The sequence below is a fragment of the Rhodoferax sp. GW821-FHT07F03 genome (assembly GCF_059418745.1).
On sequence record NZ_JBWKQM010000002.1, the window covers coordinates 25,406 to 47,210 of the forward strand.

A 21,805-nucleotide genomic window follows, 5' to 3' on the forward strand; every position below is an offset into this window, starting at 1 on the left:
TGGCTCCTTTGACCGCAGGTATCAGGAAAGGGCTCTGTCCAGATGTGTGTAGCCGCCATCCACGAAAATCCATTGTCCGGTGGTGTGGGATGAGGCGTCGGACAGCAGGAAGACGGTCATGCGCGCAAGTTCCTCGGATGTGGTCATGCGGTGGCCCAGCGGAATCTTGGACGTGATGGACGCCAGCTTTTCGGCCGCATTGTCAAAGCTGCTGATCCAGCGCTCGTATAGCGGCGTCATTACCTCGGCCGGAATGACCGCATTCACCCGCACGCCGTCGTTTAGCAAAGCGGCCGCCCATTCGCGCGTCAGCGATAGCTGCGCACCTTTCGACGCACAGTAGCCGCTGGTATTGCCCTGGCCGGTAATGGCAGTTTTGGACGACACGTTCACGATGGCGCCTTTGGATGCCTTTAGGTGCGGCACACAGTAGTGGGCCATCACGTAGTAATGGATCAGGTTGCGTTCCAGCGAGCCCACAAAGGCGTCTCGCCCGGCGTCCAGTCCGATGTTGTCGTTGATGCCTGCGTTGTTCACCAGTCCATCTAGTTGACCAAAGCGCTCCAGGGTTTGCGCGACCGCGTTCTTGCAGGCTGCGTCGTCGGATAGCTCTACCTGGAAGAATGCATGCGTGTGACCCTGCAGCTGCGCTGCAAAGTCGGCCGGCATGGGGCTTTTGCCGAAGATCACCGGAATGGAGCCTTCCTGTGCCAGCGTGAGTGATATGGCTGCGCCTATGCCGCTGGCGCCACCGGTCACGATGACTACCTTGTTTTTCAGATGCAAATCCATGTGCGTTCTTTATCCAGTTGTCGTTGGGCCGCTGCCGTGGCCCTTGCTTGTGGGCTTTGGCTGCGGCAGGCATTGCGCTGTATCAGGCCGTGGTGCGGGCCTTGGGCTTGAATTGGTACTCTTGTAACGAGGCCGCCTTCATCTCGATGGAGAAACCTGGCGCCTGGGGTGGCATATAGGCTGCGTTCTGGATCACGCAGGGCTCCAGGAAGTGCTCGTGCAGATGGTCTACATACTCGATGACACGTCCTTCGCGGGTGCCGGCGATACACAGGTAGTCGATCATGGACAGGTGCTGCACGTATTCACACAGGCCCACGCCGCCGGCATGCGGACACACCGGCAAGTTGTACTTGGCCGCCATCAGCATCACGGCCAGGATTTCGTTCACGCCGCCCAGGCGGCAGGAGTCGATCTGCACCACGTCGATGGCGCCGCGCATGATGAGCTGCTTGAAGATGACGCGGTTTTGGCACATCTCGCCGGTGGCGACCTTGACCGGGTGCACGCCTTCGCGGATCACTCGGTGGCCTTCGATGTCGTCTGGGCTGGTCGGCTCTTCAATGAACCAGGGTTTGGCAAATGCCAGTTCGCGTACCCATTCCACGGCCTGATTGACTTCCCAGACCTGGTTGGCGTCAATCATCAGGTGGCGGTCTGGTCCCAGCGCTTCGCGGGCAATACGCAGGCGGCGGATATCGTCAGCCTTGTCGCGGCCGACTTTCAGCTTGATGTGGTTGAAGCCCGCGTCGATGGCCTCTTTGCACAGGCGACGCAGCTTGTCATCGTCATAGCCCAACCAGCCGGCCGAGGTGGTGTAGCAGGGGTAACCTTCACGCTCCAGCGTGGCCCAGCGTTCTTCCTTTCCGACGGCTTTTTTCTTCAACAGCGCCAGCGCTTCTTCGGGTGTGATGCAGTCGGTGATGTAGCGGAAGTCGATCAGTTTGACCAACTCCTCGGGACTCATGCGCGAAACCAGTTTCCATACCGGCACGCCTTCTTGCTTGGCCCACAGGTCCCAGACCGCGTTGACCACGGCACCGGTGGCCAGGTGGATGGCGCCCTTGTCCGGGCCAATCCAGCGCAGCTGGCTGTCGGAGGTGATGTAGCGCCAGAAGCGCCCCATGTCCTCGGCGACCCAGTCCATGTCCAGGCCCACCACCAGATGCCGCATGGCCTCAATGGCGGCGCAGCAGATTTCGTTACCTCGGCCAATGGTGAAGGTCAGGCCGTGGCCTTCCAGGCCGGGTTGGTCGGTTTCCAGAATGACGTAGGCCGCGGAATAGTCCGGGTCTGGATTCATGGCATCCGAGCCATCCAGGTGTTGCGAGGTGGGGAAGCGCACGTCCAGGACGCGCAGATTGGTGACTTTGCTCATGTCAGGCTTGTACGGTGACTTGTGTTTGGGTGCCCAGGCCATCAATGCCCAGGTGGATGGATTGCCCAGCGCGTAGATACACGGGAGGCTTCTGCCCCATGCCTACGCCGGGTGGGGTGCCCGTGGAAATCACGTCGCCGGGCTGCAGACTCATGAAGCGGCTCAGGTAGGCAATCAAAAACTGCACGCCATAGACCATGGTCGATGTGCTGCCGTTCTGGTAGCGCTTGCCGTCCACTTCCAGCCACATCTTCAGGGCCTGTGGGTCAGGTACTTCATCTGCTGTGACCAACCAGGGGCCGATGGGGCCGAAGGTGTCGCAACCTTTGCCTTTGTCCCAGGTGCCGCTGCGGTCCAGCTGGTATTCGCGCTCGGACACGTCGTTGACCACGCAATAGCCGGCCACGTGCGACAGGGCATCCGCTGCGCTGATGTAGCGACCGCCTTGGCCTATGACGACCCCCAGCTCGACTTCCCAATCTGTCTTGACCGAGCCGCGCGGAATCTCCACCTGGTCATTCGGTCCGACGATGGCACTGGTCCATTTGTTGAATACCACGGGTTCCGGTGGTACTTGCATGCCGCTTTCGGCAGCATGGTCCGAGTAGTTCAGGCCAATGCATATGAACTTGCCTACGCTGCCCACGCAGGGGCCCAGGCGCAGGTCTTTTTGGGGCATACCCACTACCAAGGGCAGGCTGTCCAGGTTCACGCCACGTAGACGCGCCAGGCTTTCGGGCAGCAAGGCTGCACCTGCGACATCGGCGATCACGCCCGACAGATCGCGCACACGGCCTTGGCTGTCCAATACGCCAGGCTTTTCCTGGCCTGGCAATCCGTAGCGTAAAAGTTTCACTGAGCTTCCTTTGCAGTCAAAAAAATGGGCAAGGGATGCCCCCGCATCCGCTTGCCCACAGACGAATCAATCGTAAAGAACGGCCGCGATCTTGGCGTCTTTCATATTGCTCTTGTCGTAGTAGTAGAAGCCGGTGTCGATGATCTTCGGCAGCTTCTCGCCCTTGAGCGCCTTAACGGCTGCTTCCACCGTCTTGTAGCCAATACCCACCGGGTTTTGCGTGATGGCGCCAGCGATGGTGCCGTCGTTGATCATGTCTTTCTGGGCCTTGCCCGAGTCAAAGCCGATGATGATCACGCCGGTTTTCTTGGCCTCTTTCAGGCCCTTGCCGGCACCGATGGCCGAACCTTCGTTGGTGCCGAAGATGCCTTTCAGCTGGGGATGGGCTTGCAGCAAGGTCTTGGCGATTTCAGCCGACTTGAGGTGGTCGCCACCGCCGTACTGGATGTCCACTACCTTGATCTTGGGGTACTTGGCCTTGATCTGGTCTACAAAACCGTCGCGTCGGCCGGTGCCGGTGGTGCTGGTCTGGTCGTGGCCAATCACGGCGACTTCGCCTTCGCCGCCAATCTTTTCGGCCATTTTGTCGGCCGCCAGTGCCGCAGCGGCTTTGCTGTCGGTCTGTGCCGTGGTCAGCGCGATGTCGCTGTCGACTCCCGAGTCAAATGCGATCACCGGAATCTTGGCAGCCTGGGCCTTTTTCAGCAATGGAATGGCGGCCTTGCTGTCCAGTGCGGCAAAACCAATGGCTGCTGGCTTCTTGGCCAGTGCGGCAGACAGCATGTCGATTTGCTTGTCCACCTGTTGCTCTGTTTCCGGGCCTTCGAAGGTGACCTTCACCTTGTAATCCTTGCCGGCCTGGTCTGCGCCCTGTTTGACTGCTTGCCAGAACTGGTGCTGGAAGCCCTTGGAGATCAGGGGGATGTAGATTTCCTGGGCCGATGCGAAGCTGCTGAAGCCAGCCAATGCCAAGCCAGCGGTCAATGCGAGCAGTTTTCTCTTTGCGTTCATGGTTTGTCTCCTGATGGAACGGTGTGGTTGTAAAAATGAATGAAGCGAAACGAAACGGTGTCCAGTACAAGCCGGGCGTAAGGTCGGTGGTGGGTGTCGGGCAATCTCCTTATTTCTTGTTGCGCCGCAGGTTATCGGTGTAGACGGCCAAAATGATGATCAGTCCAGTCAGCACCATCTGCCATTCCTGGGCGACCGACATGATGCGCAAGCCATTGATGAGCACGCTCATGATGAAGGCGCCGATGATGGTGCCCAGAATCGTGCCCACACCACCGCTGAGCGAGGTGCCGCCAATTACAACGGCGGCAATTGCATCCAGCTCATAGCCTTGGCCCAGCGCGGGTTGCGCCGAGTTGAGGCGGGATGCAATCAGCAGGCCGGCAATGCCGCAGATACCGCCACTGAATGTGTAGATGATGACCTTCCAGCGGTCCACATTCACGCCGGATAAACGTACGGCTTCTTCGTTGCTGCCCAGGGCAAAGGTGTAGCGGCCCAGGGCGGTCTTGTTCAGTATCACGGCGCACACGATTGCCACCAGAAACATGATCAACACGCCATTCGGAATCGGCAGGCCGGGGATCAGGTCGCCGATCAGCGAGCCCAGCGCGATCTGGTCAAAACCCTCCACATCATTGAAGTAGATGGGGCGGGTGTGGGTGATGATCAGCGACACGCCTTTGAGCAGCATCATCATGCCCAGCGTGGCAATAAAAGGAGGCACTTTGAGCTTGGTGATGGCCAGACCTGAAATACAGCCTGATAAGGCGCCCATAGCCAGAGCGCACAGAATGCCCAGCGGTAGGGGCATGCCCAGGTTGACCAGAAATATGCCGGCCATCACGGCGCAAAAGGTCATCAGCACGCCGACCGACAGGTCGATGCCCGAGGTAATGATGATGAACGTGCTGGCGATGGCCAGCACCCCAATGACCGTGGTGGACTGCAGAATCCCGATGATGTTGTCCTGCGTCATGAAGGCATCGGGTTTGAGGGCCGTGAAGATGGCCAGCAGTGCAATCAGGCTGGCAAAGGCCAGCAGTTTTTGTTTGGCCTGCCCGCCCGTGAGGCGTGCCAACCAGGATGCAGAGGAAGTGGGTTCAGACATGGATGGACCTGGTTTTTATGAATCGGTGGTTGGTCAGTGCAATACGGCTTGGGCGCTGGCATCCGTCTCGCGTCTTGTGGCCAGTGCCATCAGGCTTTCCTGGGTGGCCTCGTCACCGCGTACTTCGCCGGTAATGCGGCCCTCGCACATCACCAGCACACGGTGGCTCAGTAGCAGCACCTCGGGTAGCTCGCTGGAGATCACCACAATCGCGCGGCCCTGGGCTGCCAGCTCGTTGAGCAGCTTGTAAATTTCGCTTTTGGCGCCTACATCGATGCCGCGCGTGGGTTCGTCAAAAATCAGTATTTCGCAGTCTTGCACCAGCCATTTGGCGATCACCACCTTCTGTTGGTTGCCGCCCGATAGCAGCTTGGCGGTTTGCGTGATGGACGGGGTTTTGATGCGCAGCTTCTCGACCATCTGCTGTGAAATGCTGCGGATGGCCGACTGGTTGAGAAAAACGCCCCATTTCAGCCAGCGGCGCAGGCTGGGCAGGGTGATGTTGGCGGCTACGTCCATGCCGGTGGCCAAGCCAAAGTGCTTGCGGTCTTCGGACAAATAGCCAATGCCGGCCTGTACCCCGTCTTCCGGCGAGTTCAGGCGTATGGCTTGGCCGCGCACCCGCACCTCGCCCGAATCGATGGGGTCTGCGCCAAACACCGCGCGGGCGACCTCGGTGCGCCCGGCGCCCATGAGGCCGGCGAAGCCGACGATTTCTCCACGGCGCACGTTGAAGCTCACATCGCGTATTACCCGGCCACGGTTCAGGCCGCGCACATCCAGCAGCACCTCGTTGGCGCTGGTATCGGGGATGCTTTTTTCGGCTTGCTCGAGGTTGCGGCCGACCATCATGGCGATCACCTGCGACATGGGGGTGGCCGCGGGCACAGTGTTGATATATGTGCCGTCGCGCATCACGGTGATGCGGTCGGCGATGCGCTGGATCTCGTCCATCTTGTGCGAGATATAGACAATGCCCACGCCCTCGCTTTTGAGCTGGCGGATGATGCGGAACAGCTCGTCAATTTCCGCATTGTTCAGTGCGGCGGTGGGCTCGTCCATGATCAGCACGCGCGATTTATGGGATAGCGCCTTGGCAATCTCCACCATTTGCTGTTTGGCCACCGTCAGTTCGCCAATCGGTGTGGTCGGTGCCAGCGCCAGGTTCATACGGCTGAACAGCGCTTGCGTATCCTGGTTGAGCTTGTTCTCGTCCAGGAAGAGTCCGGCCGCCTTGCGCGGTTCGCGCCCCAGGTAGATGTTTTGTGCGGCGGTCAGGTGGCCCATCAGGTGCAGTTCCTGGTGGATGATGCCAATCGCCAGTGATTGCGCGTGTGCCGGGCTCTGTATGTCTACCGGCTTGCCGTCCAGCAGCATTTCACCGCTGTCCTTGCTGTAAACGCCGGCCAGAATTTTCATCAGCGTGGATTTGCCCGCGCCGTTTTCTCCCATCAGGGCATGCACTTCACCCGCCAGCAGGTCGAACCGCACATTGTCCAGTGCCTTGACCCCCGGGAAGGATTTGCTGAGATTGTTGACGGAAACCAGAGGTGTCACGGTATGCCTTGCTGCGTGGCCGAGGGTGTAGACACCCGATTTAAATGGTTACGCCGCCATCTACCAGCAGGGTTTGCCCTGTGACGAAGCGCGATTCATCGCTGGCCAGGTAGACCACCGTGGGCGTGATGTCGTCCACGCTAGCCAAGCGCCCCATGGGCTGGCGGGCTACAAAGTCTTTTTCGGCCTGTACCGGGTCGGCTGCGCTGGCGATCCGACCGCGCAGCGACGGCGTGTCCACCGTGCCGGGGCAGAGTGCATTGGCGCGCAAACCGGCTTTCACATAGTCGGCTGCCAGTGATTTGGTGAGGCCGATCACTGCCGCCTTGGTGGTGCCATAGGCGCAGCGGTTGGCAAAGCCCTTGATGCTGGACGCCATGGAGGCCATGTTGATGATGGACACGCTGCCCTGTGTGGCTTCGGCCTTGGCCAGCATGGCTGGCAGAAATGCGCGGGTCATGCGGAACATGCTTTTCACATTCAGGTCAAAGCTCAGGTCCCAGTCGGCTTCTGTGCATTCCAGCATGCTGCCATTGGCCACCATGCCGGCGCAGTTGAACAGGGCGTCTAGCGTAGGTGTGCGGGCGGCAAGCGCGGTCACGGCGGCATCGCTGCGCACGTCCAGCAGCTCAACCTGGATGCTGCTGTGTTCGGCTGCCAAGCTGTCCAGCAGGACTTGGTTGATGTCCGTGGCAATCACGCGGGCTCCCTCGGCCGCACACGCCAGAGCGCTGGCACGCCCTATGCCTTGCGCCGCTGCGGTAATCAGCACGGTTTTGCCTTGCAGTCTGCCTTGACCCATTTTTCGCTCCGTTTTATTTAATTCAAATATGAACAAACAATTCATATATGAAGAATAATGATAGGCATGTTACGCCTCGGTAGCCCTGGTAGTTTCCCTAGGGCTTGTGGCGTCTGCTATAAAAACTGCCAGCCCATGTAAAGATCACCCCATGTCCGCCACAGCAAGTAAACCCCGCGGCCGCCGTCCCAAAGTCGAAGAAGTCCCAGATGCAGGCCCGGGCGCCGACGAGCGCTACCGCGCGCCCGCACTGGACAAGGGCCTGGATATTCTGGAGTTGCTGGCTACCCAGCCGCATGGTCTCACGCGCGCTGAAATCGTGAAAGAAATGGACCGCAGTGCCAGTGAGATCTACCGCATGCTGGAGCGGCTGGTCGTGCGCCAGTACGTGATGCGCACGCCCTCGGGCGACCGCTACGCCTTGAGCCTGAAACTGTTTGCCCTGGCGAACATGCACCCGCCGCTAAGCCGTCTGATCAACCAGGCCTTGCCCATCATGGACGACTTCACCCGCCGTGCCGAGCAGTCTTGCCACATGGGGGTGTACGACCGGGGCAATGTGCTCATCAGCGCGCAAATCAACAGTCCCAGCGGCTGGAGCTTTGCAGTGCAGCGCGGCGCACGCGTGGGCCTGCTGGACACGGCTTCCGGCCATTTGCTGCTGGCCTACGCGGACGAGGGACGTTTCAATGCCATGCTGGCCGAGCACACTCCGTTGGATGGAGAAGTGCCCATCTCTGCGGACAACCTGGCGCAGACCTTGGCCGCCATCCGCGAACGGGGCTATCTGGAGCGCGAAAGCGCCCAGTCCTTCGGCGTGGTGGATATTTCTTTCCCTATCCTGGGGCCTGACCATACCGCGCTGGCCACGCTGACATGTCCGTACATCCGCCGTATCGACCGCCACGTAGGCCCTGGTCTGGACGATGTGCGCGAATATTTGCGCGAGGCCGCCCAGGCCTTGTCGTTCACCCAGGGCATGGTGCGTTAGTGGGTTTTTTAAGGCAATAACCCCCTGGTCTCTCTACGTGTCGGGCGCTCCCTACAATGGTCCGCCTTACCCATCCGAGCACCCACTTATGACCCAGGGAACCATCCGCATTCGCGGTGCGCGCCAGCACAATCTGAAGAACATCGACCTGGACATCCGCACCGGTGAGCTCACGGTGGTGACCGGCCCCAGCGGGTCCGGCAAGTCCAGCCTGGTGTTCGATACCTTGTTCGCCGAGGGCCAGCGCCGCTATGTGGAGACCTTCTCGGCCTATGCGCGCCAGTTCCTGGACCGTATGGACAAGCCGGCGGTGGACAAGGTCGAGGGCGTGCCCCCGGCCATCGCCATCGACCAGACCAACCCGGTGCGCTCCAGCCGCTCCACCGTCGGCACGATGACCGAGCTGAACGACCATCTGAAGCTGTTGTTCGCCCGCGCCGGCAACCTGTTCGACCGCGTCACCGCGCTGCCGGTGCGGCATGACACGCCGGAGAGCATTTACGCCGAGCTGTGCGAGCGCGCGGCGGCGGCACAAGACCCTCGGTTGGTGCTCACTTTCCCGGTGGAGCTGCCTGGCAATACAACGGCCGAAGAAGTCGCCCAATGGCTGTCGGCCAGCGGTTTCACCCGCGTGCAGGCCGAGCGTGAAGTGGCGGTGGAGGCGCCTGCCACGCCCGCCAAACCCAGCAAGAAGGCCGTGGCCCCGGCCACCCGCAAGGTGCTGGACGTGGTGGCCGACCGTTTTCGCATTGCTGGCGCCGAGAAGTCCCGTGCGCTGGAAGCCATCGAGGTGGCCATCAAGCGCGGCGGCGGCCGCCTGAATGTGTATGTGCTGCCGGCCGAGGAGGACGCTGAACCCCAGCTGTGGAAGTTCTCTACCGGCCTGCACTGCGCCGAAAGCGATGTGCGCTACACCGACCCGATTCCGTCGATGTTCTCCTTCAACTCGCCGGTGGGCGCCTGCGAGACCTGCAAGGGCTTTGGCCGCGTCATCGGCGTGGATTATGGCCTGGTGATCCCGAACGACAAGCTGACCCTGCGCTCCGGCGCCATCAAGCCCATGCAGACCCCCGCCTGGCAGGAATGCCAGGACGACCTGATGCGCCACGCCGAGGCGGCTGGCATCCCGCGCGATACCCCGTACTACAAGCTCACGCCCGAGCACCAGCACTGGGTGATCAACGGATCGCCCAACTGGAACGGCAAGTGGAACCAGCATTGGTTCGGCGTGAAGCGCTTCTTCGAATACCTGGAAACCAAGTCTTACAAGATGCACATCCGGGTGCTGCTGTCCAAATACCGCAGCTACACCACCTGCTCTGCCTGCGCGGGCGCCCGGCTGAAGACCGAGAGCCTGCTGTGGCGCCTGGGCAGCGTGGAGGATGCGAATGCGGTGTTAGACCCCGCCAAGCGCCATCTACCCCTGGGCGTGTCCTGGAGCCGCGCCCAGCTGGAGGCCTTGCCCGGCCTGTGCCTGCACGACCTGATGCTGCTACCCATAGACCGGCTGCGCCGCTTCTTCGACCTGCAGGCCGAGCGCATCCTGGGCATGCATACCGAGCGCAGCAGCCAAAGTGGTGACGAGCAGGCGCTGAAGCTGTTGCTCGATGAAATCACCACCCGTCTCAAATACCTGTGCGACGTAGGCATCGGCTACCTGACGCTGGACCGGCAAAGCCGCACGCTGAGCGGCGGCGAGGTACAGCGCATCAACCTGACCACGGCGCTGGGCACCTCGCTGGTGAACACCTTGTTTGTGCTGGATGAGCCCAGCATCGGTCTGCACCCGCGCGACATGCACCGCATCATCGAGGCCATGCAGCGGCTGCGCGATGCCGGCAACACCTTGGTGGTGGTCGAGCACGACCCGGCGGTGATGCTGGCGGCCGACCGCATGATAGATATGGGCCCGGGCCCCGGCGCGCGCGGCGGGCAAATCGTCTTCGACGGTACGACAGACGACCTACGCCACGCCAACACCTTGACCGGCGCCTACCTGGGCGGACGCAAGACCATAGGCATGGGCTTCAAGAAGCTGGTGACCGACGCCACGCCGCGCCTGGTGCTGGAGGGCGCGCGGCAAAACAATCTGCAGAACGTGTCGGTTGAATTCCCGCTGCAGCGCCTGGTGTGCATCACCGGCGTCAGCGGCTCGGGCAAGTCCACGCTGATCCAGGACGTGCTGGCCCCGGCGCTGATGCGCCACTTTGGCAAGGCCACCGAAACCCCGGGCCTGCACGACCGGCTGCTGGGGGCCGACTACCTCAGCGAAGTGGTGTTTGTGGACCAGTCGCCCATCGGCAAGACTGCGCGCTCCAACCCCGCCAGCTATGTGGGCGCCTGGGATGCCATCCGCGAGATTTTTGCCAACGCCGCGCTGTCGCGCCAGCGCGGCTACACCGCCAGCAAGTTCAGCTTCAACAGCGGCGACGGGCGTTGCCCCACCTGCGGCGGCTCGGGCTTCGAGCATGTGGAAATGCAGTTCCTCAGCGACGTGTACCTGCGTTGCCCGGACTGCGATGGCAAGCGCTACCGGCCTGAGATTCTGGAGGTGACGATAGAGCGCCGTGCCGTGGCCGATGCCCGCCTGGCCCAGCTGAACGTGGCCGACGTGCTGGACCTGACGGTGGCCGAGGCTGCTATTATTTTTGAAGGTGACCGCGATGTCATACGTGCGCTGCAGCCGATTGTGGATGTAGGCCTGGAATACGTGAAGCTGGGCCAGCCAGTGCCCACATTGAGCGGCGGCGAAGCCCAGCGCCTGAAGCTGGCCGGCTTTTTGGCCGAGGCGGCGAAAAGCAATGGCCGGCAGCCGGTGGCCAAGAAGGGCACGCTGTTCCTGTTCGACGAGCCGACTACCGGCCTGCACTTTGACGACATCGCCAAGCTGATGCGTGCGCTGCGCAAGCTGCTGGACGCTGGGCATTCCATGGTGGTGATCGAGCACAACCTGGACGTGATCCGCGCCAGCGACTGGCTGATCGATATGGGGCCGGAGGGCGGCTATGGCGGCGGCCTGGTGGTCGCCCAGGGCATGCCCGAGGAGGTGCGCCTGCACGCCACCTCTCATACCGGTGCCGCGCTGCGCGAGTACGAGTCGACGCTGGGCACCGGCGCCCAGGTGGTGAAAGAAAAGACGCCGGCCTGGCTGGCGAAGCAGGCGGCGCGCGTAGTGCCGCCGAATGCGATCCAGATCGTCAACGCCAAGGAGCACAACCTGAAGTCGCTGAGCGTGGACATTCCGCGCGGCCAGTTCAATGTGGTCACCGGCGTCAGCGGCTCCGGCAAGTCCACGCTGGCCTTCGACATCTTGTTCAACGAGGGCCAGCGCCGCTACCTGGAGTCGCTGAACGCCTATGCGCGCAGCATCGTCCAGCCGGCGGGCCGGCCCGAGGTGGACGCGGTCTACGGCATTCCCCCCACCGTGGCCATCGAGCAGCGCCTGAGCCGTGGCGGCCGCAAGTCCACCGTGGGCACGACCACCGAGGTCTGGCACTTCCTGCGCCTGCTCTACGTGAAGCTGGGCATACAGCATTGCGTGAAAGACGGTGCGGCGGTGCAGCCGCAAACGCCGGACAGCATCGCCGCCCAGCTGCTGAAAACCTTCCGCGGCCAGCACATCGGCCTGCTGGCGCCGCTGGTCATCAACCGCAAGGGCGTGTACACCGAGCTGGCCGACTGGGCGCGGCCGCGCGGCTACAGCCACCTGCGCGTCGACGGCGACTTCCTGCCGACCATCGGCTTCCCGCGCATCGATCGCTTCAAGGAGCACACGGTAGAGCTGCCGGTGCTGAGCCTGGTTGTCGGCCCCGGCAACGAGGCTCGCCTGCGCGAAGGCCTGGCCACGGCGCTGGAGCATGGCAAGGGTGTGGTCCATGTGCTGGTCGGTATCGACGGCCTGAAAGAGGCCATGGCCGACGGCCTGCCAACCGCCCATATCGGCAAGGTGATGGTGTTCTCCAGCAAGCGCGCCTGCCCGGTGTGCAGCACCAGCTACGCCGAGCTGGACCCGCGTTTGTTCAGCTACAACAGCAAGCACGGCTGGTGCCCCGACTGCGTGGGCACGGGCGTGAAGCTGACCAAGGACCAGCGTGCCGTGTTCGACGACTCGGTGCGCGCCGACGACCAGGGCGGCCGCGAGCAGACCTTTGCCGAGCCCGAGGTCGAAGACCTGCACGACGTGGCCTGCCCGACCTGCCAGGGCACGCGTTTGAACGCCACGGCCCGGGCCGTGCGCTTTGCCAACGCCAGCATCACCGACCTGGCGCGCCTCAGCGTGACCGACATCCGCCAGTGGGTGCAGGCGCTGCAGGTTGCCGGTGAAATGAGCCAGCGCGAAACCGACATCGCGCGCGACCTGGTGCCCGAAATCCAGAGCCGCCTCGAGTTTCTGGAGGAAGTCGGCCTGGGCTATCTGACGTTGGACCGTGGCGCCCCCACCCTCAGCGGCGGCGAGGCCCAGCGCATCCGGCTGGCGGCCCAGCTGGGCAGCAATCTGCAAGGCGTCTGCTACATCCTGGACGAGCCAACCATCGGCCTGCATGCACGCGACAACCACATCCTGCTGAACGCGCTGCACAGCCTGAGCAGCAAGGGCAACACCCTGGTGGTGGTGGAACACGACGAAGATACCATCCGCCGCGCCGACCACATCATCGACATCGGCCCCAGCGCTGGCAAGCGCGGTGGCCGGCTGGTGGCGCAGGGCAAGGTGGCCGATATTTCCGATGCCAGCGAATCCGTGACCGGCCGCTACCTGCTGCACGCCATGCGCCATCCCTTGAAGGCGCGGCGTGTGGTGGAGGCGTTCGACCCGGCCGCCGTGGCGGTACCGGTGGCCGATCTGCCCTATGAAGCACCCACGGCCAAGACCAAGGCCGCAGCGAAGAAGAAGGCTGCGGCAGACGCCGCCACCGAGGCCGTGGCCATCGCCGAGCCGCTGCAGTGGCTGACCGTCAGCGGCGCCACCATGCACAACCTGCAGAACGTCAGCGTGCAGATTCCGCTGAAGCGCCTGGTGGCGGTCACCGGCGTCAGCGGCTCGGGCAAGTCGACGCTGGCGCGCGACGTGCTGCTGGCCAACGTGCAGACCGCCGTGGTCCAGCGCAGTACCAAGGCCGGGCGCGACAGCTGGGCCGCCGGCCAGCGCCCCGCCTGGCTGGGCTGTGCCGATGTGGCCGGCTTTGCCGCCATCGACCGCGTGCTGGAAGTGGACCAGACGCCCATCGGCAAAACCCCGCGCAGTTGCCCGGCCACCTACATCGGCTTCTGGGACACCATCCGCAAGCTGTTTGCCGACACGCTGGAGGCGCGGGCTCGCGGTTACGGCCCGGCGCGCTTCTCGTTCAACACCGGCGACGGCCGCTGTCCCAGCTGCGAAGGCCAGGGCCTGCGCACCATTGCCATGAGCTTTATGCCCGACGTGAAGGTGAAGTGCGAAACCTGCCTGGGCGCACGCTTCAACCCCGAAACGCTGGCCGTCACCTGGCGCGGCAAGAGCATTGGCGACGTGCTGCAGATGGAGGTGGACGAAGCTGTCGACTTCTTCGCCGTGATGCCCGTCATCGCCTATCCGCTGCAGCTGCTGAAGGACGTGGGCCTGGGCTACCTGACCATAGGCCAGCCATCGCCGACCTTGAGCGGCGGTGAAGCCCAGCGGATCAAGCTGGTGACCGAGCTGGCCAAGGTGCGCGACGACATCACCCGCCGCGGCCAGAAGGCTCCGCACACCCTGTACGTGCTGGACGAACCCACCGTGGGCCTGCACATGGCCGATGTGGAAAAGCTCATCCGCGTGCTGCACCGCCTGGTCGATGGCGGCCACAGCGTGGTGGTTATCGAGCACGACCTAGACGTGATCGCCGAGTCCGACTGGATCATCGACCTGGGCCCGGACGGCGGCAACGCCGGCGGCCGCATCGTGGCGGCCGCGCCGCCGGAGCAGGTGGTGGCGCTGGGCACGGCGACGGGCGTGGCGCTGAAGCCAGTGCTGGCGCGTTAGTTGGTTGCTATTCAAAATGTAGCTATCTATGCATGTGAAATATGCGCTAGAGCTATATTTTGTTTGATTTTTAAGTTTTATCCAGCTTAACGAGATTATCGAAATTTACGAATTGAACTAAAATTGAGCCTGCAGCTAATAACGAAGCTGGAGGCGCATTTTTGGTGCCCCACGGTTGCCTCGTTTTGAAAGGTACATGTGATAGTTCTTAAGGCTACTCAATCGAAAGTTCTCGCAGTCTTGCAGTCCGTAGCAGGGATTGTTGAGCGTAGGCATACGCTACCAATCTTGGCCAACGTAATGCTGCGCCGCGTTGGCAGAAATTTATATACGACTGTGGGATTTGATGCCGACTCTGAGCAAGAGCTGGCTCCTCGCACGATCAACGTCATGCCTGCAATGGGCCGAGCTGAGCTGGTGAATCGATTGCCGCAATGCGGCCGAGGCATATTGGCCTCTGGTCAGCGGTCGAATGGTTTCTTTTCATCAGGTAAGGCCAATTTGCGTAATGCGCCATGAAGCGCTTTTATTGAGAACGCACGTATGAACACATTAACCATTCACTCACCGTTTGCTACAGAAACAGCCCAAGAGAGCAATGTTTCGACCCATAGTCCTTACGCCACTGTTGCGCAGACCAAGGCTTTGTTGCAGTCTGGGGCGCAGTACCGCCGCGACCGTTTGGATGCTGCCGACATGATCACTACTGATGAAGCTGCTGAATTGGCCGGCACCAGCCGCGTCACCATTAACGCTTGGATCAAAAGTGGGCGCTGCATCGGCTTGACCCATTTGCGTCGAGGTTTCAAGTTGCCGCGTTGGCAGTTTGAACCCGCGATCTGGCCCGTGGTGCAGCCTGTATCCAAGCAGCTGGGGACCACTGATGGCTGGCAATTGCTTGCGTTTTTAGAGTCACCTGCTACGGCGCTGGACGGTCAGACGCCCCGCTCTGCATTGGAGCAAGGTATGGCATTGACCCGCATATTGGGTTTGGCAACGGCTGAGGCTTACTAACCTCAACCATGAATTTCAAAGATCTGTCACCACCAATTGTCGAGATTCCGGCTCACCAAATTTGGCACCGCGTGCAACGCAAGAGTGGCAGAGGTGACAGCATTCGCACCAAGGGCTACTTGTTGGCGCCACCTGGCGGCCTTGCGGGGCGCTTTGATCTCGTCGAAGAGCCCACTGCCTATCTGGCTGATAGTCCAGAAACGGCTTTGTATGAATCACTATTCCGCCGCGAAGTGCGGAGTTGTCACTGGGACAGGCTAGAGCAGCGTGTATTGGCAAGTTTTGCGACTCAAACATATTTACGACTAGCCGATCTGCGAGGGCTGGAAGAGCGTTATCCGGTGCTTCAGTCCATGCGCTATGAGACCAGCCAGGCTTTTGCACAAGACTGTAGGAAGCAAGAACTGCACGGTATTCTTTATGCATCGGCCCAGCATCCGTATCACGCTTGCATGTGTCTTTTTAAGGCTGGTATTGAGCAAACCAAGAAGTTGACAGTGGTCGCGTTGGTGCAGGCTGATACAGATGTTTTGCACAAGGCCGTAGTTGCAGCGGCGCGTGGGTCACAAGTGCCGATTATTAGAGAATGAGCCTGATGCCCGCCTCAGAGCGCCGATTGGGTGAGTATTTATTGGTCTTCCACCTGGCGTTATGACTCCCTTCGTCATTCTCCTAGTCCTCTGCGCCGCGCTCTGCCACGCCAGCTGGAATGCGCTGCTGAAAAGCAGTGCCAGTACCGACCGCAAGGCGGTGCTGACCCTGATGATGGTGGGCGCAGGCCTGGGCGGGCTGCCGCTGGCGCTGCTGCGGCCGTTTCCGCTGCCGGCCAGCTGGGTCTACGTGGCGCTGGGCGTGGCGCTGCACGTGGGCTACAACGTGTTTCTGGTGCGGGCCTACAAGGTGGGCGACTTCGGCCAGTCCTACCCGATCGCGCGCGGGTCCTCGCCCATGCTGGTGTCTATCGGCGCGGCGCTGTTTGTGGGCGAGAACATGGGGCTGTGGGTCTGGCTGGGTGTGGTGCTGATCTCGGTGGGCATCTTCAGCCTGGCGGAGCTGCGCCGGGGCATGGCGCTGGCCGGGCCGCTGACGGCGGTGACCACCGGCGCCTTTATCGCCGCCTACACCGTGGTGGACGGGCTGGGCGCGCGGGCGGCGGGTGATGCGCTGGCTTATGCGGGCTGGCTGTTTGTGCTGGATAGCCTGGCCATGCTGCTGCTGTACTGGTGGCAGCACCGCGCCTGGCCGCGCGATCTGGGGGCGCGCGCCGTCTGGACCGGGTTGGGTGGCGGGGCGATGTCGCTGGCGTCCTACGGCATTGTGATCTGGGCCGTGGCGCGTGCGCCCATGGGCACGGTGTCGGCGCTGCGTGAAACCTCGGTGCTGTTCGCCGCACTCATTGGCGCGCTGTTCCTGGGCGAGCCGCTGACCCTGCGGCGTGGCCTAGCCTGTGTGCTGATCACCGCCGGGGCGATGGTGCTGGGCTTTTACCACTGAGTCTGATTTGCTATTTAAAACATAGCTGCTTGCGCAGGTACTATCTGCGCTAGCGGCCTGTTACTTATAAATCGACTGCGGGTACAGGTAGCTGGCCCGATGCCTTGATCTCGCGCAGCGCCAGGCTGGAATGGATCAGGCTGATGCCGGGCAGGCTGCGCAGCACGGTTTCCACGAAGTCGCTGTAGGCATCCAGGCTGGGGGCCACCACTTGCAGCAGGTAGTCGGCCTGGCCAGTCACCTTGTGGCAGGACAGTACCTCGTGCCGCTGGGCGATGGTGTCCTCAAACTGCTGGATGGCGCTGCCGGTCACTACGCCGAAGGTGACCTGCACAAAAGCCAGGATGTCCAGGCCCAGCTTGCGCCGGTCCAGCCGGGCTTCGTAGCCGGTGATGAAACCGGTATCTTCCAGCCGCTTCAGCCTGCGCCAGCAGGGCGTGGTGCTCAGGGCCAGTTGCTCGGCCAGCTGTGGGGTGGACAAGTTGCCGTCTTTTTGCAGCAGCCGCAAAATAGTGCGATCTGTGCTGTCTAGCGCGGCTATGGGTAATTTTGTGCTCATGATGTGCGATGAAAAGCTTGTTTCTGTGCGCATGCTAGCCTGAAGCTGGGGCATAAAGCAAAGCTATTTCAGCGCTGGAGCGGCATACTTTCGGCCATTCACTTCTGCTTGGAAAGAACTTTCGCATGATCACCGTCTACAACCACCAGCACGCCCTGCACCAGGGCAAGGTCGAGATGTTCCGTGGCCAGTTGGTGCCGTGTTTCGAAGTGCCTGCGCGCGCGGACTACGTGCTGCAGGAGCTGCAGCGGCGCGGGCAGGGAGATGTGCGTGCGCCGCAGGACCATGGCCTGGAGGTCTTGCAGCGGGTGCACAGCCCGCGCTACCTGGACTTTCTGGCGAGCGCATGGAACGAGTGGGTGGCGCTGGACCCGGCGAATGCCGAGCGCGATGCGCTGCCGTCGGTATGGCCGGTGCGCAGTTTCCGCTCCGACATACTGCCCGCCAACTTTGCTGCGCGCATGGGCTTGTTCTCGTACGACGCTGGCACGCCGTTGACCTCGGGCACCTGGGCCGCAGCCTATGCCGGCGCCCAGTGCGCGGTGACGGCGGCGCAGCTGGTCAGCGCCGGTGCACGGTCCGCCTTTGCCTTGACCCGCCCGCCGGGCCACCATGCGGGGGCTGACTTTTTTGGGGGCTACTGCTTTTTGAACAATGCTGCGGTAGCGGTCCAGGCCTTGCGCGACGCTGGGGCCGAGCGGGTGGCTGTGCTGGACATCGACTACCACCATGGCAATGGCACGCAGGCCATCTTCTACGAGCGTGCCGACGTATTTTTTGTCAGTGTGCATGGCGACCCGCACACCGAATACCCGTTCTTCCTGGGCTATGCCGACGAGACCGGTACCGGCGCGGGTCTCGGCCACAACCTGAACCTGCCGCTGCCGCGCGGCACCGACTTTGCGCGCTGGCGCGATGCGCTGCAACTGGCCCTGCAGCGCATCGCCCAGAGCGGCGCGCAGGCGCTGGTGGTGTCGCTGGGGCTGGATACCTTCGAGGGCGACCCGATCTCCGGCTTCACGCTGCGCAGCGAGGACTATCTGCGCGTAGGCGCCGACCTTGCCGCCGCCGGCCTGCCCACGGTGTTTGTGTTCGAGGGCGGCTACGCGGTGGATGAGGTGGGGGTGAACGCGGTGAATGTGCTGGACGGCTTTGCCCAGCATGCGGGTTAGCCTGCTATTGAATGTATAGCTTCTAGCGCAGGTGGATCCTGCGCCAGAGTCTGTTTTTTCAGAATGGATCCAGGGCGATGGTGAAGCGGCCTGAGCTGTCCAGCGCGCCAAAGGTGTAGCCTTGCCAGCCGGGGTAGGCCTGCGGCTCCCAATAGAACACGCCCAGGCCGTTTCCGCCCAGTGCCGAGACGCGGTTGATCAGGTCGCTGAGCATGCTTTTGGAGGCACTGGCTTGCTGCCAGTCCATGCCCACCTCGGAGATGACCACCGGCTTGCCGTAGCGCGAGACCATGTCGGACATGTTGCTCGCGATGCTGATGTTGCGATTGGCCCAGTTACTGGCCGTCGGGTAGTGCGACATGCCGATGACGTCCCATTTGGCGCCAGCGGCTTTCACGCCGTCAAAGAACCAGCGGAACACAGCGTTGTCGTAGCCATTGGCCAGATGCAGCACCACTTCCGCGTTGGGGTACACCGCCTTGACGGCGTTGTAGCCGTTGTTGATGAAGCCTGCCAGTTGGCTGAAGTTGGACGTGCTGCCCTGCGGCCACAGCATGCCGCCATTGATTTCATTGCCAACCTGCACCCATTCCACGCTGATGCCATTGCTCTTGAGGTAGTTGAGCACGTCATGCGTGTGGGCATACACATCGGTATTGAGTTGGGCCACCGTGTGGCTGCTCCAGGCGGCGGGCTTGGTTTGCTGGCCGGGGTCGGCCCAGCTGTCGCTGTAGTGGAAGTCGATCATGATGCGTTGCCCTTGGGCCGCTGCGCGCTTGGCCTTGTACAAGGTGTCTGCCGCGTTGCACCAGCCGCCCGAGGGGTTGACCCAGACACGCAGGCGGATGGCATTCACGCCAATGTTCTTTAACAGTACAAATGGGTCGGTCTTGACCCCGCTGCTGTTATAGAACGAATAGCCGGCCGACTCCTGCTGGTCTACCCAGCTAACGTCAGCCCCCTTGGCGAAGGTGGCGGCCTGGGCCGCCACTGCCAGGCACAGGCCGGCAATGCCGGTGCCTACTGTGCGAATGATGGATTTGAATTGCATGGTGTGTCTCCTCTTATGTTGTTGCTACCACTTGCATCCACGCGAGCCGTGTGGGGCCCGCCGTCCTAGCGCTGGAACGCATTCAGGGATTGCCTTCCTCGCGCATGAACTCGATGTCGTCCAGGTTGCCCCAGTTGCCCGCCGTGCCGTCTACGCGCAGGCCGATGGTGCAGCTGCCCTGGGTCACGTTGATGCCGCGCAGTACGGCCTGCGACCACTTCTGCCAGCCGGTGTTGGTCCAGCGGGCCGAGGGGGACTGGGGGCCGCAGTCGCGCACAAACAGCTCCAGCCCCTTTTCGCCGCCACCACCGGCAGCCCAGCCCTTGAGGGTGTAGCTACCGTTCTGGATGCCGCTGAAGGTGTGGACTGCCTCGAACTTGAACGGGTCGCCGCTCCAGTAGTGCAGCGAATGCAGGCCGCTGTGCGCATTGCCGGGGTTGCGCTCGTTGCTGGTGGCGGCGGTGCTGCCAGTGATGGTCCAGTCCTTCAGGTCGCCGCGTTCAAAGCTGGGGTCCTGCACCAGATTGCGCCGAGGAACGACGTTGACCTCAGCTACCAGCTTGACCGGCTGGCCGCTGACTTCGCCTTGCAGACGGAAGTGCCCGGGCTGCGCCAGGGCGTTGGCGGGCAGGTCGTCCCATTGCACATAGACCTTGCGCTCGGCGTCGTCGCTATAGGCCAGCTTGACGGATTCGGGCGGTGTCCAGACTTCACCCACAAAGGCATTCAGCGGGATGGGGCCGCGATCCAGCACCTGCGGGGTGTCGGTCGGGGTGCCGGCGTCGCGCACGCGCTTGAATACTTCCAGGGACGGTAGCGCCTTGCCGTTGAAGTCGAACATGGCCTGGTTGTCCCAGGCGTTGCCCTCACCGGTGCGCCAGCCGGCGCCCGGCACGGGGTACCAGTCGGGCTCCCAGTAAAACACGCCCAGACCGCGTCCGCCGGGCACCTGGGCCACGGCCTGGATCACATCGCGCACCATGCTGGCCTGGCCCTGCACGCTGGCCTTGTAGCCCACGCTTTTTTGCATGTCGGCGTTGAACAGATTGGGCCAGCTGTCGCCATTGGCCGTGGTGTAGCCGTAGGCGGTTTCCAGCACCAGCACCTCTTTGCCGTAGCGGGCCGAGATGTCGTCCATGTTCGCCTGCAAGTCTTCCACCGGGCCGTGGTAGTAGGGGTAGAAGGACAGGCCGATGATGTCGTAGTCCACATTGCGCTGGCTGAACAGATCGAATACGCGGCGGTACAGCTCGTTCTTGCCGCCGTCAGCCAGGTGTACGGCCACCTTGATGTGCTCGGGCGTACCGCGTTTGTCGTCGGCGTCGCGTACGGCTTTGATGCCCTGGTTCATCAGCGCCACGAAGCCATCGTCGCCGCCAATGACTTCACCCGGTTTTTCCTTCCAGGTCTTGCCGTCGGGCCAGAGCATGCCACCGTTGAGTTCATTGCCCACCTGCACCATGTCGGGAAATGCATCGGCTTTTTTCAGGCTGTCCAGCACCTGGCTGGTGTAGCGGTAGACCTCTTGCTCCAGCGTCGTGCCGCTGAGTTTGGCCCAGGCGGCGGGCTTGGTCTGCTTGCCGGGGTCGGCCCAGAAGTCGCTGTAATGCAGGTCCAGCAGCAGCTTGAAACCCATGGCCTTGGCGCGCTTGGCCAGGCGCACGGTGGTGGCCAGATTGTTGTTGCCGCCTCCCACCGGATCGCCCCGGCGTGAGATGGTGCGGCCACCTTCGATCACATCGCTGTCATTCACCGGGTTGTTCCACAGGCGCAGGCGGATCCAGTTGACGCCGTTGTCATGCAGGATCTGTAGCGCATCCTTGCGCACGCCCTGCACATCGGAAAACTGGGCTCCGTTGCGCTCCATCTGGTCGAGCATGGAAACGTCGGCACCCATTATGAAGTCGTTGCGCAGCTCGGCGACCGGCTGCACGGTGATGGCACCCGCAGCGTGCATGGCCAGGCCCCACACCGTAGCGATGGCCGCCACCCCGATTTTCAAAATATGCATGGCAT

The 21,805-nt window shown here is 62.2% G+C and carries 16 protein-coding genes and 1 pseudogene; 7 read left to right on the forward strand and 10 right to left on the reverse strand.

Annotation, left to right across the window (positions count from 1 at the left end; genetic code table 11):
• Window positions 1–21: 21 nt before the first annotated feature.
• The 7 genes from AC07R0_RS02775 to AC07R0_RS02805 all read right to left on the reverse strand — a co-directional run bounded on the left by AC07R0_RS02775 (window position 22) and on the right by AC07R0_RS02805 (window position 7,507).
• Complete coding sequence (locus AC07R0_RS02775) at window positions 22–792, reverse strand: SDR family oxidoreductase (RefSeq protein ID WP_495103707.1); 771 nt, start codon at window positions 790–792, stop codon at window positions 22–24.
• 82 nt (window positions 793–874) lie between these two features.
• Window positions 875–2,170 carry an L-fuconate dehydratase gene (locus AC07R0_RS02780; RefSeq protein ID WP_495103708.1) on the reverse strand — a complete coding sequence of 432 codons (1,296 nt, stop codon included), beginning with the start codon at window positions 2,168–2,170 and terminating at the stop codon, window positions 875–877.
• Between the two features lies 1 nt (window position 2,171).
• The gene (locus tag AC07R0_RS02785; RefSeq protein ID WP_495103709.1) at window positions 2,172–3,026 is read right to left on the reverse strand and encodes a fumarylacetoacetate hydrolase family protein; all 855 of its coding nucleotides are present in this window, start codon (window positions 3,024–3,026) and stop codon (window positions 2,172–2,174) included.
• Window positions 3,027–3,092: 66 nt separating this feature from the next.
• Window positions 3,093–4,037 carry an ABC transporter substrate-binding protein gene (locus AC07R0_RS02790; protein WP_495074011.1) on the reverse strand — a complete coding sequence of 315 codons (945 nt, stop codon included), beginning with the start codon at window positions 4,035–4,037 and terminating at the stop codon, window positions 3,093–3,095.
• 109 nt (window positions 4,038–4,146) lie between these two features.
• On the reverse strand, window positions 4,147–5,148 hold the full coding sequence (locus AC07R0_RS02795) for an ABC transporter permease (protein WP_495103710.1): 1,002 nt from the start codon (window positions 5,146–5,148) through the stop codon (window positions 4,147–4,149).
• A gap of 33 nt (window positions 5,149–5,181) precedes the next feature.
• Window positions 5,182–6,705: a sugar ABC transporter ATP-binding protein gene (locus AC07R0_RS02800; RefSeq protein WP_495074009.1), complete on the reverse strand. Its 1,524-nt coding sequence runs from the start codon at window positions 6,703–6,705 to the stop codon at window positions 5,182–5,184.
• A gap of 40 nt (window positions 6,706–6,745) precedes the next feature.
• Window positions 6,746–7,507 carry an SDR family oxidoreductase gene (locus AC07R0_RS02805; protein WP_495103711.1) on the reverse strand — a complete coding sequence of 254 codons (762 nt, stop codon included), beginning with the start codon at window positions 7,505–7,507 and terminating at the stop codon, window positions 6,746–6,748.
• A 151-nt stretch (window positions 7,508–7,658) separates the two neighbouring features.
• Between AC07R0_RS02805 and AC07R0_RS02810 the strand changes: the two genes are divergently transcribed.
• From AC07R0_RS02810 to AC07R0_RS02835, 6 genes and pseudogenes are all read left to right on the forward strand, one after another.
• Window positions 7,659–8,498: an IclR family transcriptional regulator gene (locus AC07R0_RS02810; RefSeq protein WP_495103712.1), complete on the forward strand. Its 840-nt coding sequence runs from the start codon at window positions 7,659–7,661 to the stop codon at window positions 8,496–8,498.
• Between the two features lie 88 nt (window positions 8,499–8,586).
• Window positions 8,587–14,499 carry an excinuclease ABC subunit UvrA gene (uvrA, locus tag AC07R0_RS02815; protein ID WP_495103713.1) on the forward strand — a complete coding sequence of 1,971 codons (5,913 nt, stop codon included), beginning with the start codon at window positions 8,587–8,589 and terminating at the stop codon, window positions 14,497–14,499.
• A gap of 198 nt (window positions 14,500–14,697) precedes the next feature.
• A pseudogene (locus AC07R0_RS02820) lies at window positions 14,698–14,880 on the forward strand (DNA polymerase III subunit beta); the annotation flags it as partial.
• Between the two features lie 162 nt (window positions 14,881–15,042).
• A complete protein-coding gene (locus tag AC07R0_RS02825) occupies window positions 15,043–15,513 on the forward strand; it encodes a MerR family transcriptional regulator (RefSeq protein ID WP_495103714.1) in 471 nt (156 codons plus the stop codon).
• Window positions 15,514–15,521: 8 nt separating this feature from the next.
• Window positions 15,522–16,103, forward strand: coding sequence for an RES family NAD+ phosphorylase (locus tag AC07R0_RS02830; RefSeq protein ID WP_495103715.1), 582 nt, complete (start codon window positions 15,522–15,524; stop codon window positions 16,101–16,103).
• Window positions 16,104–16,164: 61 nt separating this feature from the next.
• Window positions 16,165–17,007: an EamA family transporter gene (locus AC07R0_RS02835; protein ID WP_495103716.1), complete on the forward strand. Its 843-nt coding sequence runs from the start codon at window positions 16,165–16,167 to the stop codon at window positions 17,005–17,007.
• A 64-nt stretch (window positions 17,008–17,071) separates the two neighbouring features.
• Here AC07R0_RS02835 and AC07R0_RS02840 read toward each other — a convergent pair whose 3' ends face one another.
• Entirely contained in the window at window positions 17,072–17,566 is a 495-nt protein-coding gene (locus AC07R0_RS02840; RefSeq protein WP_495103717.1) for an Lrp/AsnC family transcriptional regulator, read from the reverse strand.
• A 125-nt stretch (window positions 17,567–17,691) separates the two neighbouring features.
• Between AC07R0_RS02840 and AC07R0_RS02845 the strand changes: the two genes are divergently transcribed.
• On the forward strand, window positions 17,692–18,738 hold the full coding sequence (locus tag AC07R0_RS02845; protein ID WP_495103718.1) for a histone deacetylase family protein: 1,047 nt from the start codon (window positions 17,692–17,694) through the stop codon (window positions 18,736–18,738).
• A gap of 58 nt (window positions 18,739–18,796) precedes the next feature.
• On the opposite strand, the gene AC07R0_RS02850 is transcribed toward AC07R0_RS02845, so the two are convergent.
• Entirely contained in the window at window positions 18,797–19,789 is a 993-nt protein-coding gene (locus AC07R0_RS02850; protein WP_495103719.1) for a glycoside hydrolase family 53 protein, read from the reverse strand.
• A gap of 82 nt (window positions 19,790–19,871) precedes the next feature.
• A complete protein-coding gene (locus AC07R0_RS02855; protein ID WP_495103720.1) occupies window positions 19,872–21,800 on the reverse strand; it encodes a glycosyl hydrolase 53 family protein in 1,929 nt (642 codons plus the stop codon).
• Window positions 21,801–21,805: the final 5 nt, after the last annotated feature.

Excerpts from the sequence above, each read along its gene's own strand:
- AC07R0_RS02775 (WP_495103707.1), bottom strand. The coding sequence starts at position 792 with ATGGATTTGCATCTGAAAAACAAGGTAGTCATCGTGACCGGTGGCGCC.
- AC07R0_RS02780 (WP_495103708.1), bottom strand. The coding sequence starts at position 2,170 with ATGAGCAAAGTCACCAATCTGCGCGTCCTGGACGTGCGCTTCCCCACC.
- AC07R0_RS02790 (WP_495074011.1), bottom strand. The coding sequence starts at position 4,037 with ATGAACGCAAAGAGAAAACTGCTCGCATTGACCGCTGGCTTGGCATTG.
- AC07R0_RS02795 (WP_495103710.1), bottom strand. The coding sequence starts at position 5,148 with ATGTCTGAACCCACTTCCTCTGCATCCTGGTTGGCACGCCTCACGGGC.
- AC07R0_RS02805 (WP_495103711.1), bottom strand. The coding sequence starts at position 7,507 with ATGGGTCAAGGCAGACTGCAAGGCAAAACCGTGCTGATTACCGCAGCG.
- AC07R0_RS02810 (WP_495103712.1), top strand. The coding sequence starts at position 7,659 with ATGTCCGCCACAGCAAGTAAACCCCGCGGCCGCCGTCCCAAAGTCGAA.
- uvrA (WP_495103713.1), top strand. The coding sequence starts at position 8,587 with ATGACCCAGGGAACCATCCGCATTCGCGGTGCGCGCCAGCACAATCTG.
- AC07R0_RS02825 (WP_495103714.1), top strand. The coding sequence starts at position 15,043 with ATGAACACATTAACCATTCACTCACCGTTTGCTACAGAAACAGCCCAA.
- AC07R0_RS02830 (WP_495103715.1), top strand. The coding sequence starts at position 15,522 with ATGAATTTCAAAGATCTGTCACCACCAATTGTCGAGATTCCGGCTCAC.
- AC07R0_RS02835 (WP_495103716.1), top strand. The coding sequence starts at position 16,165 with ATGACTCCCTTCGTCATTCTCCTAGTCCTCTGCGCCGCGCTCTGCCAC.
- AC07R0_RS02840 (WP_495103717.1), bottom strand. The coding sequence starts at position 17,566 with ATGAGCACAAAATTACCCATAGCCGCGCTAGACAGCACAGATCGCACT.
- AC07R0_RS02845 (WP_495103718.1), top strand. The coding sequence starts at position 17,692 with ATGATCACCGTCTACAACCACCAGCACGCCCTGCACCAGGGCAAGGTC.
- AC07R0_RS02850 (WP_495103719.1), bottom strand. The coding sequence starts at position 19,789 with ATGCAATTCAAATCCATCATTCGCACAGTAGGCACCGGCATTGCCGGC.
- AC07R0_RS02855 (WP_495103720.1), bottom strand. The coding sequence starts at position 21,800 with ATGCATATTTTGAAAATCGGGGTGGCGGCCATCGCTACGGTGTGGGGC.